We start from the raw sequence: 23,532 nt of genomic DNA, 5'->3' as shown, positions 1-23,532 counted from the left end.
GTTATAAAAAGCCCAATACACGCTCCTAATGCCAGACTAGCACTAGTTTCCGGATCAACATCCTTAGGTAACCCATTGTAAATCCGGTAAAAGAAATAAAAAATAACATCAAAAATAATTATCTCTAGTTATTTATCACCGTTAACTAAATCTAATAATACATTTTCAGATAATTCAGGTACAACATTATTTTTTTTTGAAACTGATGCAATTACTAATTTTTTATTTTGTTTTTTTATTATCAATCCAATATTTGCCTTTCCGTTAAAATTTATATTTTGATTAGGTTCCATTTTAAATACTACATCAGAGTAGGAATCACCTACGTATTTTAGTTTAAATCCACTTGAATTAGGGAAGTGATAACAAATTATTGAGTCGTTTTCTATTAAACGATCAATAATTTTGTCTTTTTCAATAATTACATCCAAACCATTTATTGCCTTGCTCGGTTCAGATAATGCATAATTAAATACTACGAAACTGCCTATTCCTGAGTTACTTACTCCGGAATAAAAAATATTAGGACTATTTCCAACCTCATTTACAGGTTTTCCAATCTTAACTATTTTGTTTAAGGGCTTATCTTCCAAAAGATCAAGAGAGTATACAAAAATACCGTATTTATTATCATATACGAAGGAAGAAATCGTAGTTCTTGATTTTCGGATAACCGTAGATCCATTACTAAAATTACTTATATCCGGTCTAAAAGCTGACAGATAAGATGGAGGAATATTTTTTACCCCTCCCAACATCTCGTATTGTTGAAATCTATAGATTTGCCATACTTCAAATATTGTATAGCAAAAAATTCCGAAGCTAATAATAAGTATAATAATTTGAGAAGATTTTTTCATATTACGGCAGCTCTGTTTAATGTATTTACCATTTACAGCTTCCTAAAATAAATATAGGTAATAATAAGGTTAATAAAACTGATTTGGATTTCATGAAATATATTCTTTTACATTAGTTTTCGCTAATGTATATACCTCAAAAGATCAAAAAATAAATCTAATAAAAAGAGATCATATCTTCATGCAGATATAAAAAAATAGAAGGATAATATTTCATAATTTTAGTTTCAGTATCATTGCCAATTAGGATGCAAACATACTTGAAGATCTTAAACCTCTGCAATTACTCGTTATATGTGACTCATTTGTATAATATATAACTTGAAATTTGCGTAAATTCAAAATCAATCAAATACATAGTATTAATGCTTATTTGCCCATTAACAATTATAAAACCTCTTTGGTTTATCTGGATAAAAATAGGTCAAAACATATTTTTAATATGCTCAATTATATTGATAGGCCTGACTTCTTTATTATATTTTAAAGTTTTCAGGAAAAAGCTGTATCGGTTGAATACTAGGCTTTTATATAGATTATCAAAAAAGTCAGGTAACGATTTGGTAACGGTGCTTATTGCTTTGCTTTTCAACGTGTTTCCGTTAGCTCATAGCAAATATATGGAAATTGAAATCACAATAAAAGTTTTAAAATCAGATTTGTATTCTAAACTTAATAGATAATAAAACTGCATTAAAGCTATAAACGATAAAACAATAGTGCTATCCATTATTTTTATCGTTTATAGTTACATCAACTAACTCTATTTTTTCCAATCGTATTTAGTATGGTCACAGCCACATCTAATTTTTTTAGCGACTGTATCATAATTCTTCAACGAAACTCTTGGTCTTTTACATTCCAATTCTTGACAAATAAAAATATTTTCCAATTCCAATATGTCTGACCAAAATGCTTTTAAATCTCCTATTTTAGGATTAAATGGATTATCGTGAGAACAAATATTACCTAAAATAGAGGAACTTTCAATTCTATCAATAACTGGAAATTTAGATTTTAGATCAGTACTACATTTCTTAATCTCTGATTTAATTCCCATTATTAATTCATAAGGCATCCTATGTTCATTAGAATCATTATACTGGAAACTTAATTTGGCTTCAATGCTTACGGCTACTTCTTTTAAAGCATGTTCAAGATATCTTCTAATAGGATTCCCTAAGTTTTCAATATTACTTTCAGATAAGCATTTTTCAATTTTTTCCCTTAAATCATTAGGCTGTTCATCAAAAAAAGTTCCATTATTTTCAGTCCATTTAATCTCGTTGATTAACCAGCCTTTCTTTTTTGCCAATGGGGTAACGAAATTTGTAAACCAATCTAATTCGTGAGTAAGAAGGATAATCTGATAACCTGAAAATTTTTCGAAGATTAATTCAGCAAATCGTTTTCTATGATTTGAGTCGAAACTCGAAATAACGTCATCAAGTACAAGAAACTCATTTATATTATTAAATGCTTTTACAGAAGCTAAAAAAAAGGAAATGCCAAAACAATTTAGATGAGATTCACTAAAATATTTTTGAGGTGGAGAAACCCACTTCGCGTTATATTTGTACTCAATTGTAATTCCGTTCAATTCATCTTCTTCACCTATTGTAACAATTTTAATTTCCTGAAAAGGTTCTCCAGGATTCATATATTGATAATATTCATTAATAGTCTCCGAAAATGTATTTATAAAGTTTTCTAAACCCTCCTTTTGAACTTTTACAAACTCATTATAGATTATTTCCAGTGTTTTACGCTGGCTTTCCAATTTTATTTTTTGCTTTTCAAATTGTTTAATTTTTAGAAAGGCATCTTTTGAGGCTGATATATTCGCAAATAATTCAGTTGAGTTATCTTTTTTAAGTGTTTCCTGAATAACTTTTATTCTGCCTGAAATCACAGTTTGAAAATCAAAATCGGATAGTAATAAATCAATTGTCTCTTTACTAGGTATTTTATTTCCAGATGTTACCTTTTCAACACTTGCTTTTTGATATTCCTCTAATTTCTTCTTTATTGAACTAATACCAGTTTTTATCTTAGCATTACTATCGTCAATCATTAAACTTTCCAAAAGAAGATTATCTATCCGTTTTATCCTCTCGGTAGAAATAGAATCTGCTAATTGCTTAGCCCTATCAAAAGAAGCCTTTTTCTTGGATGACTCTTCAATCGCTTTTAATCTTTTAGTTATATCACTTTGTAAATCCTCCCTGTTTTTCGGTTGTAAACATAATGGGCAACTGTCATCTTTGTGATATTTCTTTAAAACAGTTTCGCCTGTTTTTAATAATTCATTCAAGAAGGTCTGCATAATACTTTGAACATCGTTCGCTATTTTTTCAAATTCATCATAATAGTTTGAGTAAGTATTATTTATTAATTGTATTTCTGATTTAAGTGTATTTAATATATTATTGTTTTTATCTAAAAATGAAAGTTCCTTATTAAGCTTGTCATTTGTCGACTTTTTCAAATACTCCAAAACAGTATCAATATCAGCCAAGCTTTTCACTTCTATTCCTATTTTCAGGGGTTCTATTTTTTCATTTATTTTTTCAAATAAGTTTCTTTCCTGACTGATAGAAGCTCCTAATTTTGCAATCAAAACTCCTTTTTGAGTGTTTATTTGCGCTTCAAAATTTTGATTTTTAATTTCAGTATTTATGGCTCTGTAGCTCTTCCCTAAAACTTCTTTTTTCTTTGTAACTTCTGAAAAACCAATAATATCCGATAGATACTTTAGCTTATCACTTTTAGTATCATCAATAAAATCAGTCAAATATTGATATCTTAAAAGTAGGTTTTCCTCTTTTGAGTTATTAATGTAGTTTTTAAAATCATCAGAGTTATTTGACAACCCAATTTCCAATTTATCTCTTTTTGCAAATAGCGTTTTAGCTCCATCAAGAGTTGATTCTTTAACATACGAAATATTCACTTCTGAAATATCATCCTGATTTAAAGAAGCATTTCTAAGAGCATCCTTTAAATCAATTTCACTGTTGCTGGAAAGGTGTTCAACCCGATTTGTATAAAACCATTCGATTGCATCAGAAATACTGCTTTTTCCTGTGCCATTATCACCGTACAATACAATTGACTTACCTTCTAAAGGTAAAACCAACTTATCCTTAACTCCTCTTACTCCCGAGATGTTTATGTTTTTAATTTTTACTTTCATCTTGTTCTCTCAACTTTTGGAGTTCGTTTTTAACATTGGTGTCAGTCAGTTTATCATCATTGTAGAGTTGAACTAACATTGATGCAATATTTTTATCAACATCTTTGATTTCTTCTATTCCTTTAAAAAAATCATCTAATATTTCCTTTCCTGATTTTACTTTTTCTCCCATATTCCTAATTTAGTTAAAATATTCCCAATCAACTTTAAAACTTGTTGTAAGTGTGTTATTTAAAATTTCAAACCCTGTTTTGTTATTACATATCGGGTAAACTCCAAAATTTTTCACAAAATCCAAGATGAAATAACTCTCTAAATCCTCTATTCTAAATTGCCAGATATTCCTTAACATTTCAAAATTAATATAGGTAAATAACAATGGCTCAACTTTTCGATAGTTCGTTAAGCCAACGTTTTTAGACTTACCGTCAAAATGTCCAGATAGTCTACTACCTATACTATTTGTTTTTCGCTCGCTCATTCCAATATAGAGAAGTTTTGACTTCTTAAAAGGATACTGAATATCTAAAGACTGACTAAATATAAAATACAAGCCAGCAATGCCATTTAGTGGTCTTATATTGTTTGGTTCAAATGGCATAGGGTTGTCAAAATATATAGATATCTCATTCTCCATTCTATTAAAACGCCTTAAATTTTTCTCCCATATAGTGCTTCAGATTCCATTTCTTGGTAGTGTCTAACGCACGTTCCAAGACAATAACCTTTTGGTCTGTATGAGTTTTGAAATACTCTACGGTTTCCGCTGATAACGAGCCGTCTAGACAAATTAATGTTTCTTTTTCGCCATCTGATGCTAGAAAAACTTCATTCTTCTTGAATTGCTCTTGTAGAATAGTTGTGTAATTCAGCTTAAAGCCGTTTTTAATCAATATTTCGGTAATGAGTTCATCTCGGTTGAAAGCGGTTATCAATTGTGCTTCTTTGTCGGTAATGTACTTTTTCAATGCTTCTACATTTTCCTCGTCTGATTTTTCAGGGTCAGGAGCATATTCTGCTCTTGGAAAATTAGATTTTGCTAACTTAAAGACTTTGAAACCAAGTCCATTTAGCTGATTATTTTTATCCTCCTTTTTATCAAATAAATCAGGCTGTTCACTTTCCTTTTCTTTAATGATTTTCTCGACAACTCGTTTATTACGTTCTATTGTAATATCACTGATTTTTTTAAACCCTGAGTTGTAAGCTTCGCTTTTTGAGTCTGTAGCTTCAGGAAGTTGTACTAAGATATATCTCCGATTTCCATTGTCTGCTTTATTCAGTTCTGTTACTGAATGTCCTGTAGTTCCAGAACCAGCAAAGAAGTCAAGAATAATATCATTTTTATTAGATGAAATCAAAATACATTTTTTTATTATTTCTACTGGCTTTGGGTAATCAAATATCTTTCCCCCTAAGAGATTTTTTAAATCAATAGAAGCTTTTTTATTCCCATCTATATTTTTCCACAAGTCAGATGGCTGTTTCAGCCTTCCTTCGAGATAAAACTTTAGGTATGGCTTCCAAACTGTCAATTCATTTTCTTTAGACTCTTTCCATTCAATCATCCCGTCATTCTCAAATTCTTTATATTTACTTAAGGAACATCTCCACCTGCTTTCATATCCCCCTGGTCCGATTGGAAAAACTTCCGTGTTATTTGGAGCCATTAAGGGAAAATACATACTGGGTCTATCTTCTCTTTTATCTTCCCCGCCCGTTTTCCGTAGAGGTCTAGTTAGATATTGTCCTCTTTGGTCAGATTGGTTATAAATCTGCTTATCATTATCATCAAAATCTACTCCATTAAAATCACCTTGGTCTGTTTTGGAATAAATAATTATGTAATCCAATTCAGAAACTAGCCCTCTAGTACCTTGACCTGTAGGAGTACCTGTTAATCGACTTACTTGCCCTAAAAAGTTCTCTTCTCCAAATACCTCATCACACAACTTTCTTAAATGATGTACCTCATTGTCATCAATAGAAATAAATATCATCCCATCTTCATGCAACAATTGTCTTGCAATAAGCAAACGACTGTACATCATATTCAACCAATTACTGTGAAAACGTCCGTCCGTTTCTATATTAGAATCAATTTTATAGCCATGCTCGGTTATTTCTGCATCTTCCCAATATTCTTTTCTGTCTTGATTAAACTTATCAGAATATACAAAATCGTTCCCAGTGTTATATGGTGGGTCTATGTATATACATTTTATTTGTTCCCGATAGCTTTGGCTTAATAGTTTAAGTACGGCTAAGTTTTCGCCTTCAATAATCAGGTTTTCGCTTTCGGTTGGGTTTACACTTCTGGCTTCGTCATAAATCAATGTAGCATCGGTAGGTGTGAATGCTTCACGTTTAGCGTTGCTCTTGCCAAACCAACGAAATTCATAGCGTTCTGTCTCGTTTATACTATTATAGTCAATTACTTTTTTTAGTTCATTGATATTGAGTGCGCCATCATTGGTAAACAGGTCAGGCATCAACCTTTTAAGTTGTTCTAACCGTTCTTTATTCCAATCGTGAGATTGTACATTTTCCAGTGGATTAATTATATATTCTTGATTGCTCATTATTTTTCTGTTATTGCGTTAATATCATTTACAGATTCGTCTTTAAAAAACATATAGTCTTTTACTGGTGCTTTGTATTTTACGTCTACTCCCAATGCATTGAAATGTTTAACCGCACAAAGAATTTTATACACTTCGCTTTCTTTCAATGCTTTTTTATCATTGATATCGTTAGTTCCTTTAGTTTCAATGACAAAATAAAACTCACTTTCCTTTCCATCTTTCAATTGTTTTCGTTTCATCACAATACCAAAATCTGGTTCATATTCTCCAATTGGTGTCGGAATTTTATAATAGCTAGGGAGTTTTAAGAAACAAATCAGTTCGTCATCACGGTCTGCACCTAAAGCAAACTTTCTTTCTACATCACTATCAATTAACATTTTGTCGAAAACTCCTTTTTGAGGTGTGTCCACGTAACCAGAATCATTAATATTCTTGACAAAATCATCAAATTCAAAAGGAAATGCTTCATTAGTAAGATGATAATCCAAACCACGTAGCATCTCTTCCAATTCGATATTCTTTATTAAGTTTGCTGATTGATGAATGTATTGTGGTGGATTCTTAGCAAAGTCTTCGTGATTGGTTAATTGTTTGACAATTTCAAAAAGAGAATTATAAGATAGACCAGTGTTTTCACTTAGCTCTTCCACTAAATCCAAAGGCGTATAGAAAGCTTTTAGTTTATAGGTTTCTTTTCCTGCAAATTCATCCTGAATACCAGTTTCGCTAATATTCCCGATAGTTCTGCTTGATACTTCTGCCTGATAATCGGCGATTGAAATAGCGTTTAATGCTTCTATACTCCGTGCAATCAAAGCCTGTTCGTTAAAAGCAACCGAAAAGTTTGTTTTCCTAGCCAAAGCTTTCCAAAAACGCTTGAAAGCCTGATTAATAGTTTCATTTTGATTACGTTTAAAACGAACCTCATTTTGTGGTTTGCCTTTATGCGTATGACTCATTCCTGCTCCAGCTTGTGCTGTACCATAAACTTCTTTAATTTCTTCTTGATATTGGGTTACAAAGGTTTCGTATGTTTCGTTTGGAATGACAGTTAATTGATTAACACGTTTTTCTTCTGCTACATCCAAGGCATCATAAACACGCTGTCCGTTTTGATTAACAGCAATACGCAAACCACGACCAATTTCCTGACGCTTTTTGATTTCGGAATATGAATTATTTAGCGTTGCGATGTTGAATATATTAGGATTATCCCAACCCACACCCAAGGCGGAATGGGAAAAAATAAACTCAATTTTATTCGCTACGGAATCTCCATAAGACAATAGCTCTTCTTTGTCTTTTAAAATAGCGTCAAAAACATCTGAGTTTTTACGCATTGAAGTTTCATTGTCGGTAAATTCTCCTTTCCCTGTTTTAGCAAAATAAAATCCCTGAATTCCTTCAATATGTTCATTTGATGGAATTTTTCCATCGTGAAATTCGGGATATAATGTTTTATACTTTTCTATAAACAAATTTTTAATAATAGGTTCATCACTTACGTAGTTAGCTACTTTATCTATAAAAATTAATGAAAGGCATTTAATATCCTGCATCTGTAATTTTTGCTTTTTGGTAAAATGACGGATAATCAGCCATTCCAATTGCAAAGCCCAAATACTCTCTATATTTCCTGAAGTTTGCTTCTCAAAAATTTGTGTTCCATTGGTAAAAGTTACTGACCATTTTTGTGTTCTTAAACTCTTATTGATTCGTTCAATGCTATATTTGAGATAACTTGGATTGTTGGTTATAGCCCCTAGATTATCACCATCTTTCAACCATTTGGTTTCCTTGAATTCTATCTTACCATTAGCAGATTGATGCCACGCTTTAATTTTTGCCCTGATTGGATTTTTACCGTTTTGAATTTCAGTCAATTCTAATTTCAATGTAGCTTCATCGTTCTTTTCAGTGACAGTCAATACCTCAATCTTTTTTACCAAACCTTGTCTGTAACTATCGTAAGGAGTAAGACGGTAAATAAGGTTTTTAACAATTTTATGCGTAGCAGAATATCTTAATTTGAAAAGCGGATTGAGTTTAGCAATTTGTTTAACAGAATTAACCGTATCCATTCCTTCCTGTGGTTCGTCCATCACAATTATCGGGTTTGTTCTTCCGATCGCTTCGATAAACGGGACATTAGCAAATAAATCTTCACGTTTTGATTGATTTAAGATTTTATCTTCGGAGTTAAACGAAGCCAATGTCATAATCATTATTTGAGGATGTTGCTCCTCAATAAAATTTGTTACGTTACTCAGTTTTTTACTGTTGTACTCAAATGATTTTGGAATAAAGCCGTAAATATCTTCCAATTGCTTCTCAAATGTTTTTAATGTCTTTAAAACACCCTGACGGATGGCGACTGATGGTACTAGAATGATAAATTTTGTAAAAGCATAATGTTTATATAGCTCGCAAATGGTTTTAACATAAACTAGTGTTTTACCTGTCCCTGTTTCCATTTCAATTGTTAGCTCTCTGTCCTTCGAAATCTTTGCTGTATTTTCTTCGATTCCATTTTCTATTAAAACTTCCTTCTTATTCTCTAAAACCTGTTCATCAAGTAGGGTACAATTATTAGAGCGAATACCATCAAAACAAGCATTATCAAATGTGTTTTTGATATTGCCATCAAATACTTTAACAATCGATTGAATGGCAACTTCCTGATACTTGAGTTCTTCTAATTTTATTTGCATTAATCGTTGTTATTGGTTTTATTGTTGTATTTAATTTTTTGTTCCGCTACTTTTAAAGCTTTTGTTCCCAAATCCTCATTCTTAATTTCATTTAGAATTTTGTCACTTAAATACTGAATTAAGAGGTCGTCTCTATCTAAATCGAGAATTTCGGCAAGTTTTATGATTTGTTCTTTTGTCGCTTTTCGTTCGTTTCGTTCAATTTTGCTAAGTATGGCGGTATCCACGTCCAATTCTGCACATACGTGTCGTAAAAGTAATCCTTTACGCTCCCTTGCTTCTCGGAGTATTTCACCTGTCGTTGTATTTTTTTTCATTTGTCAAAAGACAATTTTAATTTATAACTTGACTTATTTTGTCAAATATAAGAGATTGTTACGTATATTTTATGATTAATAAATTAAAAATATCTTGTACTTAACCTTAATGGCTCTAATACATATTAAGCATTTCAGATTTATACTGATATTTTAAAGATCATACGCTATAGTGATTGAATAGTTAATAAAATTCTAGGTAATTCTAATGTCTTCTTTTCCGAGGATATTGCTTTTTTTTCATTTGGTTAGCAAACTGTTCTTCTTCGTAATCCTCGCCCTGTGCATCGGGTAACAGGCTAAACAATCCCAAATCGGTATTAGGCGAATGTTCCGGTGAGAGAAACTCAAAAAGGTCTTTTTGCGGTAGGTTCTCTATTCCATTTCCTTTAGAAATGGTGTTATCTTGTATCTTTAATTCGGGTTTATTTCCGTTATTCCACCAATCATTAAATACGTTTGCCGACAAATTTCTGTCTAATTGTGAGCCGTTCCAAACGCTACGGCTTTCGTAGTCTATAAAGGTCATACCGTAAATTCGTCCTTCACTGTTTCTGCGGGTAATCGTATTAATTCCTTGTTCTGTAAGTTGTTTTCTAAACTCCATTTCGTTGCTAGTAGTGTGTATGGCAAGCTCCACCGTATTTTTCAGAACTGCCCTTACAGGCGTGGTTTTCATTTTCTCTTTGGATTTCTCGAAGTGTTTTTGCAGTTGTGCAACGCCTGCATCTTTTCCGAAAAGTGATGCTTTAAAAGGATTGCTTGCCTTATTGCCGTTCTCATCCAAAGCTAAATAGACCAATCCGTTTACAGGTTGTCCGTTCCGTTCGCCTTTGACTTCTTCTGCTGTGATGTTGAACAGAGAAAGCAAAGCATTGTAATTACCCATAGTCGAAAAGCTGTAATTCTTTGGCAAATGGCGAACTACCGAAGCAATCTGACTTTTGATGTCGCCATTTTTATGATTTATAGGCTTGAAAATTTTGTTGACTTGTTTCTGCTCCTGCTCGATGGCTTTGTTTAGGTTATATTTAGTTTCCAAATCCCGACAGATAGCCATTGAGCGTGGGTGGTCGTAATCATCGGGGATTTTCTTGCCGTCAATTCCCACGCAGGTAGAAACGATATGGATATGCGTGCGGTCTATGTCTGTATGTTTGAACACGATATACGGCTGATTGCCGTAGCCCATACGTTCCATATATTCCTGAGCCATATCCGTAAACTGCTCATCGCTGATTTTATCCGAAGGATCTGGGTTCAGCGATATATGCCGTACCGTCTTTTCCGTTTTGATATTAGCAGACAGATATGGTTCAAAGCATTTATTAAAATAGGCAACGGAATACTTACCGTCCACCGTGTCGGGTATCTTGTTCAGCAATAAAACCGCTCCGTTTTCCTTATCCACTTTTTGTTGATTGTACAAAATCGCTCCGTACATATTACTTCCCTTTCCGATTTTTGCAATCATAATTTCACTCTTTATTCAGATATTTCTTTTCAAATTCCTGTGTCAAACGGATAACTTCTTTAGTAACTTGTACCAATTCGATGGTTTCCTTTTCCAATCTAAAAAGGTAAGTTCCTGCTTTTTTCTCGGAAAAATTACGGTACAATATCTTCACAATCTGATTGTAATTTGTTCCGATTGATCGGAACTGACTAAAAAATCGCGTCAACTTTTCGTGATATTCTATTGCATCCATATCCATTTTCACGGTCTTTACCGTCTTTTGAAAGATACAGGCTGTAATAAAATGAGCAAGTGCTTTCATTCTTGACTGGTCAAAGAGGGCAAGAAATTTGGCATTATCCTCCGCATTCAAATTGATGGAATATCGATGAACCGCAGGGTCAATCTTTGGTTTTCGTCCTGTTTTCCTAATCTGTTTTCTGTTTTTCTCTTCCATAATAATCCATTTTAATTTTTAAACAAACGAGCGACTTTGGAGCCGTTTCCAGCCCCCTGCAAGGGCAAGTGCTCTTGAGGTACGGGAATTTATTTCGAGGACCTCAAGAGATAACTTGCTCTGAACAAGGGTTCAGAAAAATCCGTTTTGCCAACGGATTGTAGTTAGCAGGAAAAACCCATAGCTTCCATTACAAATTTCGGTAAGACTATTTGAATAATAGTTATTTACAACAATGACAATGAACGCCAAATTGTGCCACTGACTGCCACCCTGATTAAGATTGGGACTGCTTTTGCGTCCTTTGTATATGTTTAGCCAGCTGGTTACTTGTATCGTTAACGATGTAACCAATCAGCATAAATCCTGATTGCAAATGAGGGTGACTGATAACAAATCAACATACGTGGTTGCTGGCTAATTGCATATTTTTCAGTTAGCGAAACAGCTAATTAAGGGTATGCAAGTGCATAGGTAGATAGGTTGTTACATTGGTACAGAACATACAGCTGACTACTTAACCAACCAAACAGCTAATTGGATATAATATTAAAATTAAGAGATATGATACACGAAGAAAACAAAAATCAGCAACCCGAAAAAGAGAGTTTTTCTATTGAAAATTTCCTAACTGATGAAAAGAAAGAACCTGAACAAGAGCAGAACACTTTACCGCATAGTGATGAGCTTACTGCAATTGAAACAGGCGAAAAATCTGTAGAACCAGAAGATACAAAACCGATTGCAGGCGATACCAAAAGAACCGTTTCAAAACCAAAGAAGCTGACGAAAGAGGATTATTGCGTAACGTTCTTTAGAATCCCTAAAAGAAATGCAAGCAAAGGCAAATCGGTCTATGTACGGCAGGAACATCACGAAACATTTAACAGGCTTACCAACATTATGGGAATTGACAAGCTGACAATTTATGCTTATCTGGATAATATTATCGAATTCCACTTTCAGGAGTTCGGAGAGCTGATTAAGGAAATCTATAACGATAAGCACAAGCCGTTGTTCTGATAACGGTTTGTGTAGGCAAAGAGCCATATAATCTTTTGGATATTCATCCCTCATTGTGCCCATGAACGCCAAACAATGCCACTGACTACCACTTTGGGCAAAGGCTTCGTTTTCGGGATTAAATTCCCGAAAAACGAAAAATCATGCTACACAAAGAAACAGTCAGCAGTGAGATGTGGAAACTTCTCCATGCACTAATGAAAGATGAAATGCTGAAAGATTTTAACCTTGTAGGGGGAACTGCATTAAGTCTACAGATTGGTCACCGATTGAGTATTGATATTGACCTTTTTACAACCAAAGGCTTTGATGAACAGAAGCTATTAAAACATTTAGTCACTCAATATCCTCGGGTATTGATAAACGATATGTTTAATAATACAATCTTACTTGATATAGATAAGATTAAAGTTGATATTCTTTCGCATCAATATCCATGGCAAAAGCCAATTGAAACAAAAGATGGGATACGATTAGCATCCTTAGAGGACATAGGGGCAATGAAACTCCACGCCATATTCCAAAATGGTACACGGATTAAGGATTTTATAGATATGCATTTTCTATTAGAACACCATCCGCTTAGAACCTATTTAGAAGCATATCAAAATAAATATGGTGGTAATCCTGCAATGGCTACATACGCCTTATTGTATCACAAGAATATCGACCACGAAGCAAAAGTTAAGTTGTTAAAAGGTAAAGAGACCGATATGGAAAAAATTAATGAACGCTTAAACAAGGCGGTTCTTAATCCGTCTTTAAAATTTGGACAAATACCCGATCTGCCGAAAAAAGGTAGAGGCTTTAGGCGTTGAAAAATCAGTGAACAACTAAAAAAATCGTATCTTTACTATATGGAATTAAGAGAAAAAAATAACGACATTCCAAATCTTGACCGAGTGTTTTTTTGGGATTTCGACATCGAAGCAATGGACTTTAAGAAAGCCTACAAGACTATTATAGCCCGTATCATAGAACGTGGCGGTCAAAATGAAATTGATGAGCTTGTCCGTTTCTATGGTCATAGCAGGGTTATCAAAGCAATCCGTGACGAAATTTACTTCTTACCCAACTATGCAATTGATAGGGCATTGAGGTTCTTCCCAGAACTTAAAAAGGAAGAAATGTACTGCTATCTGAACCGTAAGGACAAGCCTTACCATTGGATATAAGTTACAACAACAATTTTTATTATCTTATAGATGGATAGGCTGAGAAATCAGCCTATCTTTTTTTGTCATCCAACGGCTTTAGCTTAACAGTTCCAACCCCAATAGCGGAGTTCTTTTTGCTTCTTTTTCTTGCTCTGCAACTTGTCAAGAAAAAGAAATCGGGCTATCCCTAACCTATAGATACAAGGGGTATCCTGCATCTGCTAATTATAGTACTGAAACTCCCTATCAAAAAATATTTTCCAAAACAAAAAAAAAGAAAAAAAAGAAAGCCATTTTAACAAGGCGGACAGGCGAAAAAACCAAAAGGAAACGGAATAAGTCCCGAAGGGTGGCAGGGCAACACAACAAACTCGGCGAAGCCACCATATTTGCCCTGCCATTATGCCGTAAGCTTTTGGTTGGGTGGTGCGGTGGCTGTCTGCCTTATCTTTACTGCCTTTTTATTCTTTTTTTGGAAGTTGATTTATACTTTGCTTAACTTATATTAATTGTGGTTAAAGCAGTTGTTATTTTGTAATTCTGTCAACAGTGATAACCCTGTGTGTGTATGTGTTGATTGTAATCCTAATATTTTTGTAAGTGTTTGTTATATAATAATTTTTACCGATTTTCTGAATGAATTTTTCTGCCGTTTCGCTTATGGCATTAAAAATCAATTTTTCAATTTCAGATTTTGAATAGTCTACTCGTAGCTTTTTATTTATTCTGCCATATACAAGTTCGGTGTAACAGATATTATTTAATATTTCGGTTTTATTGACTTTCATTGCCTATTCTTTAATACAAAACTACAAAATATCTTAACCGTAGATGAATTTATATCAAAGCATTTGGCAATTGAACGCCAAAGACTGCCACTAAAAGCCAAAGGCAAATGAAGCATTCTTTTATGGTTTACATTGGGGGAAATTTTGAACCTATGGCACAAAAAATAACAACCGACAAAGAGCGTAAAGAAAAAGAAGAATCTGAGAAAAAAAAGAATATACCTTTTATTCAGGTCGATAAGGGCAGCGACCCCATTTCCAATTTCATAGCCAACTTTAAACGCCAATTCACAGACACAAAGGGTTTAGGTCTGGGCAGGCTGTTCGGGGGCAAGCGTGCTGAACAAAAAAAACAGACTGCCGAACCTGAAAGCATCATAGGCGCTACCAAAACGGTTATGCGTTCGGGTTATAAAAATGCTGAAAACAATCAGAACGTACAGACCAATAAAAAGCCTGCTTTAAAAATGGACAATTCAAACAAAATACAACAGGCTCGCCCAAAAAACCAAAAACCAAAGTTGGGATTATAACCGAGTATTTGGCAACTAAACGCCAAATGCTACTTCTGACTACAACATTGGAGCAACCTTTATAAGTTGCTTTTACTTTTGAGGATTAAATGATGCGGATATGGAAATAACAGTTTTGGACATTCAGATTTTAAAAGCATTGCACAGAGAAGTAAAGGAAGTTTCTTTATTGATTAAGAAAATCACTACGCCTTACAAGGCATTGCAACAGGCAACGAAATGGCTCGACCAACAGGAAGCCTGCCAACTGCTCAATATCAGCAAAAGAACGTTGCAGACGTATAGGGCAAAAGGCATTCTTGGAGCAACGCAGATCAATCGGAAAACGTATTTCAGATTATCAGAAGTGGAGTTACTTATGCAGGGAGAGCGACCATTAAAAAAGCAAAAGAAATGAAACAGATTGGAGATTCAAACGAAGATATGCTTGCCCTGCTCGAAGCTGTGGTAGGCATCAAAAATGAACTGTTGTATATCAGAGAATATTTCCACCCATTACTAAAAGGGGAAATCTATCTGTCAGGCGAACAGGTTTGCGAGATGTTACACATCAGCAAACGGACATTGCAACAATACAGGGATGACGGACTGATACCTTTTATCAAGCTCGAACGGAAAATCTTGTTTCGTGAAAGCGATATTGTCAAGGTATTGGAAGATAACTATCAGCGTTAGCTGATTAAATGAATGCTTTGAAACTTAACCATATCGGTCAATTAAAAAAACAGCCCACTGCTTAAATGCGGTGGGCTGTGTTGTTTATATTCTACTTAATCTCAAACTCTCCGTAAACATTATTATTTTCCCTTGTCTTTTGATAGTCGGAGTTCAGATAATATTTGACAATTCTGTATTTGCCTACTTTATAACTGATTTGGTCTTTATATAATTTCTTTTCAAAACTCTCTGTATCGGTTGGTTTTAGTCGCCAACCAAGGTCGTTAAACGCAATACCCTTTGGCGAAATGTCTTTCCATTCGTTTTTCTCGTAATTTTCAATCTGATAATGCAACCCTGTAGTGATAGTATCATTTGTATTGTTTATTATTGTAACCTTTATAGTATCTGGGATTTCTGAAAGTTTAAAAACATTTGGCTCTATAGATAATGATACAGACTTATCCTCAACATCATTTACTTTTTCTTTTTTGGATGATTGTTCTTCTTCCTTTTTATTTTGGTTACAACTCAATAAAAGTGTTGCTGAAATTATAAGTAGGATAAGTTTTTTCATTATTCTATTTTTTGTCATTGTTTCTACCAATTGCTAAAATACAAAAAAAGCCAACGTATAATAACATTGACTTTCTTTGATTACTTTTATAGACTTCATAGTTGAGAAACAAAAGACTGTTCCATTCCTTTAAATTTATGCGATACCTTTTGCATATCCTTTCCGACTTTCTCGTTGAGTATTTTGGCGTAAATCTGCGTAGTGGCAATGTTTTTATGCCCCAACATTTTACTCAAACTCTCCAATGGAACACCCTCACTTAAAAATAGTGTGGCAAAGGTATGGCGTGCCAAATGAAAGGTTACTTTCTTCTCTTTAAGACACTCAATTTGTTTGGATATTCTTTTCAAGCTGTCATTGCAGACCGTATTTGAGGGGACAGGAAAAACCTTTCCGTCCTTTGACAGTCCTGCATATTTTTCGATAATCATTTTTGGAATATCCAACAGCATTACATTGGATGATGTTGCCGTTTTCTTTCTGCGTACGATTATCCACTGATTGCCATCAAAAAAGTCTTGAATATTACTGTTTCTAAGCCCTTTCATATCTGAATAGGAAAGACCTGTAAAGCAACTGAAAACAAATAAATCCTTAACCAATTCGTCTTTCTTTTTATCACAGTTGAACGTTACGAGCTGTTCCAATTCATTACGCAATAGATAACCACGGTCTTTATCCTTTTTGGTATTCTTGTACTCGCTGAACGGATTAAAAGCAAGATGCTTTCTGCTCATTGCCAATCGGCAAAGTGTAGTAAACCCAATCATATACAGCCAAATGGTGTTGTGTGTTAGGCTTTGGTCGTCACGAAGGTAGTAATCAAAGTCCTGCACAAAATCAGGAGTAAGGTCGTTAAAAGACACATCGGAATAACCGTATTTTGCAAAGGCAAAATTTCGAAGATGTTTCAAAAGTATTTTGTATTTACTGCGTGTGCCATTTACCCGAAGTCCACTATTAACCTTTTTCTCATAGTCGGATAGGAACTGGTCATAAAATTTGAAAAAGGTCAGTTCTCCGCTTTCCATACCAAGAACGGCATTTTTAAGTTTAGCACTGTTTACAGCCCCCTCGTTCTTCAGGATTTTGGAATAGCATTCCTCAATACCCGAACGAATTTTGTCAAGTTTGCTGTTCGTGGCTTGGGCTTCTCGGCTTTTACCTAAAACCCTGCCGTACTTCAAATCCCAATTTGTTGCGGAAATATCCAGCTTTGTACTGAATGCAGACTGTTTGCCGTTTACGGTAATCCTGCACATAACAGTAACTTTTCCGTTTTTCTTTGGGGCGTTCTTTTTAAGGTAAAACAATACCTTAAACGTTGATTTTTTTGTCGTTTCCATACTCACAATTCTTAATGATAAAATTAAACCTATGTGAGCTACGGAACAATATGAAAAACTATGCAGAAAGCTGAAATACAGTATTTTAAAACGATTGTTTTTAATGTTTAAAAGTAACGTTTTAGTAACCTTACTTTTGCCAAACCTCGCTTTTTACTGCTTTTTACCTCATTACCAAAAAATCATAAAACGGCTGTAAAGTCTTTATTTACAACCGTTTTACCTGTTATTAATCTTTGATGTATTTTTACTGAAACTTTATTTTATAAAAACAGTATCAAAGCTGAGTTTTAGTATTGATGTGTTGCTTTATCTATTTATATCTTTTTTATTGTGTTTTGTTATCTTATTACTTATCGAATTTTTAATAAAAAAGGAGAATGTAATTGTTTTAACCTTAGAAAATGAGGACTCCGAAAAAATCGGTTATGATATGGGAGAAATAGAGCCTATTCATTTCACAATAAATCTTTATAAAGGGAAACCTACCTATTGGGGACACTTTGTAGAGTTAAATGACGTTAGTGGTTATAATGGTAAGTTCATTTTTGAGTATGATAAGGAAATCCTGAGGCGTTTTCCTGAAGAACAAGTCTCGTATACACATAAATATTATTTTCTTCCAGGGAAGAGCTCAACGCTATTTAAAGACCTGTTAGATTTTATTTGGCTCACAGGCTGATCCTGTGAGAAATCAGCAATCCTAAATTGCTGATTAGTTGTATCTACTTTTGCTATCTCTGACTGATTGTGAATTCTATTATTAAAGCTGCAAAGCATGAATGGCTCTGCAGCTTTAATAAGATTTAACCTTTTACATCTTCAAGAGATGCACCGAAATTGATATGCAAAACATTTCCGTTAGGTGTCACCAACGCGGGTACGGACTGAATGCCTGCTTTTTCGGCTTCCGGGATTCGGGTTCTGTCTTCTCCGATATTTACAACTTCAACATTAGTTTCACCGATAAGATTAATGATGTCTTGTTCTGCACTCACACAAACCGGACAGCCGGCATGATAAAAAATTGATTTGTTCATAGTAAAATGAATTAGAAAATGATGACGTTATTGTCGAATCAAAATTAGTCAGGTTAACGAACTGTAACCTGATCCAGAATTTAGAAAAAGAATAAAAACTGGAGGGTTACATAGATTAATTTACGACGTTTAGATTGATATGAGATGTTAGATGGAACTTCCACGGGAATGTGTTTTATTGGCAAAAAAATAGGATAGGTCTAAAAATCGATGTCTAATTTATATATTAGTACAATAACAAGATTCTATCACAATGCGTATTTCAAAATTCAGTATTCACTTTCTTTTTCTTTTTGCTTCGCTGTTTCACTTACCTGTCCAGGCACAACAATCAGAAATCCAGTCATTGGTTGTGTCGTTTTTAGATACTGTTGAAAACAAGTCCTATATGAACAATACAGTGAATTGGGATTCTCTACGGCCGGTAATATTAGAGGAAACAAAAAATATAACTGAATTAAGTAAATTAAAACCCATATTCGAAAAGATTCTAAAAAGTTTGAATGATGCACATTCATCACTGTTTTTTGATGAAAATGTTAGTGGTAACGAATCAGAATCAAACCTGTTTGAGAAGCTCGCTAAAACTACGGATCAAGAAGCCGGACTACCCGAAAAAGTCTTTTCAAGTAGTCTGTTGGAAGGAAATTATGGCTATATTAAACTTCCAGATGTTTTTTATGAGCAAAGGAAATACATTGATACTATAAAACAGCAAATTCAGACATTGGATCGATTGAACCCTAAGGCCTGGATAATTGATTTAACAGAAAATAATAGCGGTGGAAGTGTATTTCCGATGATCTGGCATCTTGCCAATTTAATCGATACCGATTATACCTATTCTAACATAGATAATAAAGGTAAAGAAGAGAGGGTTCCTACAAAACTAAATAATCTTTCAAAAAAAGAACAAGAAACACTTAAATTATTTGATCTCCAATATGAGCAAAATCCAGCCATTGCTATCAAGAATAATCGTGTTCCGATTATTGTTCTTACAAGTGGATTAACAATCAGTGCCTCGGAATTCCTGGTTGCTCATTTTAAGGGACAAAAGAACGTAAGAATTGTTGGTCAGACGACCTCAGGAAATACCTCATCAAACTACCCCTATATCCTTGGTGAAAATTTCCAGATAAATTTGACTGTTGCAGTCCTTCAGGACAGGACGGGCAAAATATATAAAATCAAAGAAGGAATAAAACCTGATATTCCTTTAGAAATTGACCTGGCCCAACAATTAAACCTAAAAGAAATCAAAACATATAACGAGTGGCTGCTGGCTGTAAAAAAAGCGAAATCCCTGTATCTGAATAAAGCAATTGAAGTGATAAAATCTGAAAAATTTTGATTTTTTAGATAGAAGGAAGGCTACAAGTTATATATAGACATAGTAAAAGAACTTTTCTATGTATTTTGAATAAACCTTGCGAATTTTCGCTACAACTGTAATACCTGATCATAAACAAGAAAAGCCCATCGTTAGATGAGCTTTCTTGTACCTAGGGCGGGAATCGAACCCGCACTCCCTTAACGGGAACAGGATTTTAAGTCCTGCGTGTCTACCAGTTCCACCACCTAGGCAGGTGATATTGTGGAGCGAAAGACGAGATTCGAACTCGCGACCCCAACCTTGGCAAGGTTGTGCTCTACCAACTGAGCTACTTTCGCTTGTAACGTTCCGAGCAGTAGCTCTTTCCGTTTTGGTGATGCAAATATAGAGAGAAAAACGGAATTGCAAAATTTATTTATCAAAAATATATTGCTTTTAATACTAATGTGCTCAATCTGTGCGAGATAATTTTTATGTATAAAAGTGCTCTGGGACTTCGCAGACTTTGTTTTCCGGAATATCGCACAGAATATGCAGGACCGGATAGTCTGTAAGAAGTAAAGATTGATGATCTGATAGTTATTAAAAGCAACTAAATTGCTTTTAATGTTGGTGATTGTTACTTTTGTATGCTATTTAACGGATGCAGATATGGAGGTAATACAAAAAAATAAAAATGCTGATGGGAAGAACTTTGCTGCAGCACATCAATTGCATAATAACAGTATAGATATATGCGAAGTTTGCGGATCAGTAAAACATACCGTTTTCCAGAATTTTCTTTCCATTGTACCGCTGGAAATGATTAAATCCTGTCAGCGTAATGTTCCATTTCACAGCACAAGAAAAGGTTTTTACAGCATGATTCTGATTACTAAAGGCAGCGCTACCGAAACAATTGGATATAAAACCTATACTTTTGAAGCAGGAACGTTGTTTTTTATTCCCGAAAACACGCTGCATAAAATACAGCATTGGTCTCCGGATATTGAAGGATATCATTGCAGCTTTGATTCGGAATATTTTTTACTCTGCCTGAAAAATCAGATTAAACTCATGGAATATCCTTTTTTTTTTCCGGATAACGATCCTTTTGTGGCTCTTCATGAAACAGAAATGGCGCAACTTGTACCCTTGTTTGATAAGCTGAAACAGGAATACACAAACCGTCAAAACTTTAACGATGATCTGCTTACACGGCTTTATCTTAATGCACTTCTGCTGGAAGTAGGACGCATGTATATACAACAAGCTGCAGAAACAGTGACGCATTCGAGGCAGGAGCAGCTGGTCAGTAAATTCAAGCGGCTTGTACATGCTCATTTTTTAACCTACAGACAGGTATCCGATTATGCAGATCTGCTTTTTGTTCATCCACATTATCTTAATGATATGGTCAGAGCAATCACCGGACAGTCTGCAAGTAATTTTATCTATCAGCATTTACTGGCCGAAGCCAAATCGCATCTCGTACAATCCGATGATACCATTGCACAGATCGCTGCCCGTCTCCGTTTTTCAGATCAGTCTTATTTTGGTCGTTTTTTCAGAAAGCACGCTGGTGTCACTCCGGCACAGTTTCGGCAGCAGCATATACAAGCAACCTAAAATCTGTACTTTGTACCATTTCTTCAGTACTGTGTCTCTTTTAACAACCGGCTGTGATCCTGAACTTTGTATTGTTAAATAAAGAACAAATTTTAAAATAAGGAAATCTGTTATGGAGATACAAGTAAATGAACTTTTCTTTTTGGTATTTGCAGCATTAGCATATGTTATTCTGCAATCATTATTTATCCTTGGCGTACGTATAGCTGCAAAAGGAGGGACGGAAGTTCTTCCTGACGGAAGAGATAAAGACAGTGAAATGATCTTATATCCGTTGTTTAAATACCTGACCCGTGTACGAAAAGTAAAGGTATATTACGGTGGTGAACAATGGAATATACTGTTCGGTAAACTGCAACAAAAACTGAAAGACGATACATTGATAAATTCCGGTAATGGTCTGATCTGTGAAAACAGTTTAGCGGAGCCAGAGGAGAGGATCAACCAGGCGTTGAAAGCGATCGACGATAAGATCAGCATAGAAACGGATGATAAGGGACTGATCCGCTGCTACAAAACAGATGAAGAATATGTCGTGAATAAATATCTTCGTAAACCCGTAATCCAATGTCCGATCTGCATGGCATCCTATTGGAGTGTATTCGGATACTGGATCCCTATGTTTTACTTTTTCGGATTTCAGATCTGGATTGTATATTTTGGGGTTTTGAATATCTGTGCTGTATCCTGTGTCAATTGGTTATTGTGGATGCGCGGCAGTGCGCACGAAGCACTGATTATGAAAGGAAAATAGAATATTAGCATACGGGTAGTGCTCTTCAGGTCTGCTACCCGTGATTATATTTCAGATAGATTTGCTTTACTTTGTCCTGCTCCTCACTCCCTTTGCGGATCATCCGGTCTCTGTAGCCCGGTAAGCCTATCTTCTTTTCCTGTCTCTTGTTTTTCAGGATATTGAGATAAGCTATCTTGCCGAATACTGTATTCCGTAGTCCAAGGAGTTTGCAGGAGTACTTTCCAAGTAAGAAGTTATTGTAGTAAAGATGTATTTCTTTCATCAGCATTCGCCCTAAAGGGGAGGGAGGAAAGAAAGCTTTTACAGGTTCTTCTTTCAGTGCCAGAGCAAGGGATTTTGAATCTTCATCCCCGTCAGCCTGTGTCATCGTCCAATAATAAAGAGCTTCTATAGCTTGCTCTTCCGTATCCGGCAAAAGATGAAGCGGAATGCCGATAAGGTAGCCAATGTACTTCCAGAAGTGAAATAATCCTTTCACTTCCTGGGCTGTGGGCGCATACCCCATCCGGCGTAAGCCAACGATAAAGACCAGCGAAAACCCTAAATTGGTCGCTAATAAATCCCATGTGTTGACAGGCATTCCCCATTTGTCCGCATCCCAGTCAGTAGAATGCAGAATGTTGACCCGGGAGAAAGAATGAATAATACGGGTAAGAATAACATTTTGAAAACCTTCTCCGTCAGCATCAAAAGCGCCTGGTCGGGTAATATTGACCCAGAATGTCACGGTATCTGTCAGTCGCTTTACAGCTCCTTTTTTGAGTGCACCGGTATAGATAAGAGGTTTGTTAATAGCCGAAGATTCATAGCCACCCATAAGGCAGTAATCCCGAAGAACAATCAGCGCACTGATGCCCGGGCGTCTGCTGAGTTCAGCACCAACGCAGAGCAATTCTTCATTCACCCAATCCGGTCGCTGCTCAAAGGAGTCAAAAAATGACTGCAAAACGGCAGCATCTGTGCCGGAATAATGCTGTCTCTCTTTCAGAAAACGCATCACCTCTTCATTCCCTTTTTTAAATCCTATATGCTGATGAAGCTGTTGGACAAGATCATCACAGCTATCATCTGTTTCGAAGAGGAGGGGTATATATTGATCAGCATGCTTTAAGGGAGGGGTATATC

At 34.9% G+C, this 23,532-nt stretch carries 24 protein-coding genes and 2 tRNA genes; 10 read left to right on the top strand and 16 right to left on the bottom strand.

The annotated features are described in order from the left end of the window. Positions 1-128: 128 nt before the first annotated feature. From I6J02_RS00125 to mobA, 9 genes are all read right to left on the bottom strand, one after another. Positions 129-860, bottom strand: coding sequence for a hypothetical protein (locus I6J02_RS00125; RefSeq protein WP_201679840.1), 732 nt, complete (start codon positions 858-860; stop codon positions 129-131). Positions 861-1,623: 763 nt separating this feature from the next. Then, positions 1,624-4,056 carry a hypothetical protein gene (locus I6J02_RS00120; RefSeq protein WP_139420200.1) on the bottom strand — a complete coding sequence of 811 codons (2,433 nt, stop codon included), beginning with the start codon at positions 4,054-4,056 and terminating at the stop codon, positions 1,624-1,626. Further along, on the bottom strand, positions 4,040-4,228 hold the full coding sequence (locus I6J02_RS00115) for a hypothetical protein (protein WP_139420202.1): 189 nt from the start codon (positions 4,226-4,228) through the stop codon (positions 4,040-4,042). The genes I6J02_RS00120 and I6J02_RS00115 overlap by 17 nt, the downstream gene beginning before the upstream one ends. Positions 4,229-4,237: 9 nt before the next feature. After that, positions 4,238-4,693, bottom strand: a complete 456-nt coding sequence (locus I6J02_RS00110; RefSeq protein ID WP_139420204.1) for a GIY-YIG nuclease family protein — start codon at positions 4,691-4,693, stop codon at positions 4,238-4,240. A gap of 4 nt (positions 4,694-4,697) precedes the next feature. Further along, entirely contained in the window at positions 4,698-6,638 is a 1,941-nt protein-coding gene (locus I6J02_RS00105; protein WP_139420206.1) for a site-specific DNA-methyltransferase, read from the bottom strand. After that, positions 6,638-9,355 (bottom strand): DEAD/DEAH box helicase family protein, encoded by a 2,718-nt coding sequence (locus I6J02_RS00100; RefSeq protein ID WP_139420208.1) that lies wholly within the window; start codon positions 9,353-9,355, stop codon positions 6,638-6,640. The genes I6J02_RS00105 and I6J02_RS00100 overlap by 1 nt, the downstream gene beginning before the upstream one ends. Continuing rightward, positions 9,355-9,672: a helix-turn-helix domain-containing protein gene (locus I6J02_RS00095; protein ID WP_139420209.1), complete on the bottom strand. Its 318-nt coding sequence runs from the start codon at positions 9,670-9,672 to the stop codon at positions 9,355-9,357. Before I6J02_RS00095 ends, I6J02_RS00100 begins: the two co-directional genes overlap by 1 nt. A 205-nt stretch (positions 9,673-9,877) precedes the next feature. Beyond that, the gene (gene mobB, locus I6J02_RS00090; protein WP_139420211.1) at positions 9,878-11,146 is read right to left on the bottom strand and encodes a conjugal transfer protein MobB; all 1,269 of its coding nucleotides are present in this window, start codon (positions 11,144-11,146) and stop codon (positions 9,878-9,880) included. Between the two features lie 4 nt (positions 11,147-11,150). Further along, positions 11,151-11,585 carry a conjugal transfer protein MobA gene (gene mobA / locus I6J02_RS00085; RefSeq protein ID WP_139420213.1) on the bottom strand — a complete coding sequence of 145 codons (435 nt, stop codon included), beginning with the start codon at positions 11,583-11,585 and terminating at the stop codon, positions 11,151-11,153. Positions 11,586-12,149: 564 nt separating this feature from the next. Here mobA and I6J02_RS00080 point away from each other — a divergent pair. The 3 genes from I6J02_RS00080 to I6J02_RS00070 all read left to right on the top strand — a co-directional run bounded on the left by I6J02_RS00080 (position 12,150) and on the right by I6J02_RS00070 (position 13,783). Next, entirely contained in the window at positions 12,150-12,608 is a 459-nt protein-coding gene (locus I6J02_RS00080; protein WP_139420215.1) for a DUF3408 domain-containing protein, read from the top strand. A gap of 143 nt (positions 12,609-12,751) precedes the next feature. Then, a complete protein-coding gene (locus tag I6J02_RS00075; protein ID WP_139420218.1) occupies positions 12,752-13,426 on the top strand; it encodes a nucleotidyl transferase AbiEii/AbiGii toxin family protein in 675 nt (224 codons plus the stop codon). Positions 13,427-13,465: 39 nt separating this feature from the next. After that, positions 13,466-13,783 (top strand): DUF6922 domain-containing protein, encoded by a 318-nt coding sequence (locus tag I6J02_RS00070; protein WP_139420220.1) that lies wholly within the window; start codon positions 13,466-13,468, stop codon positions 13,781-13,783. A gap of 509 nt (positions 13,784-14,292) precedes the next feature. Here I6J02_RS00070 and I6J02_RS00065 read toward each other — a convergent pair. Further along, positions 14,293-14,553, bottom strand: a complete 261-nt coding sequence (locus tag I6J02_RS00065; protein WP_139420222.1) for a DUF3781 domain-containing protein — start codon at positions 14,551-14,553, stop codon at positions 14,293-14,295. 152 nt (positions 14,554-14,705) lie between these two features. Here I6J02_RS00065 and I6J02_RS00060 point away from each other — a divergent pair, with 152 nt between their 5' ends. From I6J02_RS00060 to I6J02_RS00050, 3 genes are all read left to right on the top strand, one after another. After that, on the top strand, positions 14,706-15,086 hold the full coding sequence (locus tag I6J02_RS00060; RefSeq protein WP_184164941.1) for a hypothetical protein: 381 nt from the start codon (positions 14,706-14,708) through the stop codon (positions 15,084-15,086). 100 nt (positions 15,087-15,186) lie between these two features. Further along, a complete protein-coding gene (locus I6J02_RS00055) occupies positions 15,187-15,483 on the top strand; it encodes a helix-turn-helix domain-containing protein (RefSeq protein WP_139420226.1) in 297 nt (98 codons plus the stop codon). Then, complete coding sequence (locus I6J02_RS00050; RefSeq protein WP_139420228.1) at positions 15,480-15,761, top strand: helix-turn-helix domain-containing protein; 282 nt, start codon at positions 15,480-15,482, stop codon at positions 15,759-15,761. The genes I6J02_RS00055 and I6J02_RS00050 overlap by 4 nt, the downstream gene beginning before the upstream one ends. A 91-nt stretch (positions 15,762-15,852) precedes the next feature. On the opposite strand, the gene I6J02_RS00045 is transcribed toward I6J02_RS00050, so the two are convergent. Together I6J02_RS00045 and I6J02_RS00040 are read right to left on the bottom strand one after the other, a co-directional pair. Next, positions 15,853-16,320, bottom strand: coding sequence for an immunoglobulin-like domain-containing protein (locus I6J02_RS00045; protein ID WP_139420230.1), 468 nt, complete (start codon positions 16,318-16,320; stop codon positions 15,853-15,855). Positions 16,321-16,415: 95 nt separating this feature from the next. Continuing rightward, positions 16,416-17,666 carry a site-specific integrase gene (locus I6J02_RS00040; RefSeq protein WP_139420232.1) on the bottom strand — a complete coding sequence of 417 codons (1,251 nt, stop codon included), beginning with the start codon at positions 17,664-17,666 and terminating at the stop codon, positions 16,416-16,418. 433 nt (positions 17,667-18,099) lie between these two features. Here I6J02_RS00040 and I6J02_RS21680 point away from each other — a divergent pair, with 433 nt between their 5' ends. Next, on the top strand, positions 18,100-18,348 hold the full coding sequence (locus tag I6J02_RS21680; RefSeq protein ID WP_236582228.1) for a hypothetical protein: 249 nt from the start codon (positions 18,100-18,102) through the stop codon (positions 18,346-18,348). 124 nt (positions 18,349-18,472) lie between these two features. Here I6J02_RS21680 and I6J02_RS00035 read toward each other — a convergent pair whose 3' ends face one another. Next, positions 18,473-18,706: a thioredoxin family protein gene (locus I6J02_RS00035; RefSeq protein ID WP_201679839.1), complete on the bottom strand. Its 234-nt coding sequence runs from the start codon at positions 18,704-18,706 to the stop codon at positions 18,473-18,475. A 253-nt stretch (positions 18,707-18,959) separates the two neighbouring features. On the opposite strand from I6J02_RS00035, the gene I6J02_RS00030 reads away from it, so the two are divergent. After that, positions 18,960-20,060, top strand: a complete 1,101-nt coding sequence (locus I6J02_RS00030; protein ID WP_201679838.1) for a S41 family peptidase — start codon at positions 18,960-18,962, stop codon at positions 20,058-20,060. Between the two features lie 148 nt (positions 20,061-20,208). On the opposite strand, the gene I6J02_RS00025 is transcribed toward I6J02_RS00030, so the two are convergent. Continuing rightward, positions 20,209-20,293: transfer RNA gene (locus tag I6J02_RS00025), tRNA-Leu, on the bottom strand. 11 nt (positions 20,294-20,304) lie between these two features. Further along, positions 20,305-20,380: transfer RNA gene (locus I6J02_RS00020), tRNA-Gly, on the bottom strand. A 313-nt stretch (positions 20,381-20,693) separates the two neighbouring features. Between I6J02_RS00020 and I6J02_RS00015 the strand changes: the two genes are divergently transcribed. Beyond that, on the top strand, positions 20,694-21,650 hold the full coding sequence (locus I6J02_RS00015; RefSeq protein WP_201679837.1) for an AraC family transcriptional regulator: 957 nt from the start codon (positions 20,694-20,696) through the stop codon (positions 21,648-21,650). Between the two features lie 112 nt (positions 21,651-21,762). Next, a complete protein-coding gene (locus tag I6J02_RS00010) occupies positions 21,763-22,404 on the top strand; it encodes a transposase (RefSeq protein WP_201679836.1) in 642 nt (213 codons plus the stop codon). A 34-nt stretch (positions 22,405-22,438) separates the two neighbouring features. Here I6J02_RS00010 and I6J02_RS00005 read toward each other — a convergent pair whose 3' ends face one another. Beyond that, positions 22,439-23,224, bottom strand: a complete 786-nt coding sequence (locus tag I6J02_RS00005; protein ID WP_411028019.1) for an oxygenase MpaB family protein — start codon at positions 23,222-23,224, stop codon at positions 22,439-22,441. Between the last annotated feature and the right edge of the window lie 308 nt (positions 23,225-23,532).

The organism is Sphingobacterium spiritivorum (assembly GCF_016725325.1).
Lineage (GTDB): Bacteria > Bacteroidota > Bacteroidia > Sphingobacteriales > Sphingobacteriaceae > Sphingobacterium.
The sequence above is the reverse complement of the archived record's forward strand: the minus strand, read 5'-3'. Positions and strand labels throughout refer to the sequence as shown.

Coding starts and splice junctions, on each gene's coding strand:
- I6J02_RS00040 (WP_139420232.1), bottom strand. CDS start 17,666: ATGGAAACGACAAAAAAATCAACGTTTAAGGTATTGTTTTACCTTAAA.
- I6J02_RS00060 (WP_184164941.1), top strand. CDS start 14,706: ATGGCACAAAAAATAACAACCGACAAAGAGCGTAAAGAAAAAGAAGAA.
- I6J02_RS00065 (WP_139420222.1), bottom strand. CDS start 14,553: ATGAAAGTCAATAAAACCGAAATATTAAATAATATCTGTTACACCGAA.
- I6J02_RS00015 (WP_201679837.1), top strand. CDS start 20,694: ATGGAGGTAATACAAAAAAATAAAAATGCTGATGGGAAGAACTTTGCT.
- I6J02_RS00120 (WP_139420200.1), bottom strand. CDS start 4,056: ATGAAAGTAAAAATTAAAAACATAAACATCTCGGGAGTAAGAGGAGTT.
- I6J02_RS00125 (WP_201679840.1), bottom strand. CDS start 860: ATGAAAAAATCTTCTCAAATTATTATACTTATTATTAGCTTCGGAATT.
- mobA (WP_139420213.1), bottom strand. CDS start 11,585: ATGGAAGAGAAAAACAGAAAACAGATTAGGAAAACAGGACGAAAACCA.
- I6J02_RS00070 (WP_139420220.1), top strand. CDS start 13,466: ATGGAATTAAGAGAAAAAAATAACGACATTCCAAATCTTGACCGAGTG.
- I6J02_RS00110 (WP_139420204.1), bottom strand. CDS start 4,693: ATGGAGAATGAGATATCTATATATTTTGACAACCCTATGCCATTTGAA.
- I6J02_RS00095 (WP_139420209.1), bottom strand. CDS start 9,672: ATGAAAAAAAATACAACGACAGGTGAAATACTCCGAGAAGCAAGGGAG.
- I6J02_RS00075 (WP_139420218.1), top strand. CDS start 12,752: ATGCTACACAAAGAAACAGTCAGCAGTGAGATGTGGAAACTTCTCCAT.
- I6J02_RS00105 (WP_139420206.1), bottom strand. CDS start 6,638: ATGAGCAATCAAGAATATATAATTAATCCACTGGAAAATGTACAATCT.
- I6J02_RS00045 (WP_139420230.1), bottom strand. CDS start 16,320: ATGAAAAAACTTATCCTACTTATAATTTCAGCAACACTTTTATTGAGT.
- I6J02_RS00005 (WP_411028019.1), bottom strand. CDS start 23,224: ATGGGTGGCTATGAATCTTCGGCTATTAACAAACCTCTTATCTATACC.
- I6J02_RS00055 (WP_139420226.1), top strand. CDS start 15,187: ATGGAAATAACAGTTTTGGACATTCAGATTTTAAAAGCATTGCACAGA.
- I6J02_RS00010 (WP_201679836.1), top strand. CDS start 21,763: ATGGAGATACAAGTAAATGAACTTTTCTTTTTGGTATTTGCAGCATTA.
- I6J02_RS00100 (WP_139420208.1), bottom strand. CDS start 9,355: ATGCAAATAAAATTAGAAGAACTCAAGTATCAGGAAGTTGCCATTCAA.
- I6J02_RS00115 (WP_139420202.1), bottom strand. CDS start 4,228: ATGGGAGAAAAAGTAAAATCAGGAAAGGAAATATTAGATGATTTTTTT.
- I6J02_RS00035 (WP_201679839.1), bottom strand. CDS start 18,706: ATGAACAAATCAATTTTTTATCATGCCGGCTGTCCGGTTTGTGTGAGT.
- I6J02_RS00050 (WP_139420228.1), top strand. CDS start 15,480: ATGAAACAGATTGGAGATTCAAACGAAGATATGCTTGCCCTGCTCGAA.
- I6J02_RS21680 (WP_236582228.1), top strand. CDS start 18,100: ATGGGAGAAATAGAGCCTATTCATTTCACAATAAATCTTTATAAAGGG.
- I6J02_RS00030 (WP_201679838.1), top strand. CDS start 18,960: ATGCGTATTTCAAAATTCAGTATTCACTTTCTTTTTCTTTTTGCTTCG.
- mobB (WP_139420211.1), bottom strand. CDS start 11,146: ATGATTGCAAAAATCGGAAAGGGAAGTAATATGTACGGAGCGATTTTG.
- I6J02_RS00080 (WP_139420215.1), top strand. CDS start 12,150: ATGATACACGAAGAAAACAAAAATCAGCAACCCGAAAAAGAGAGTTTT.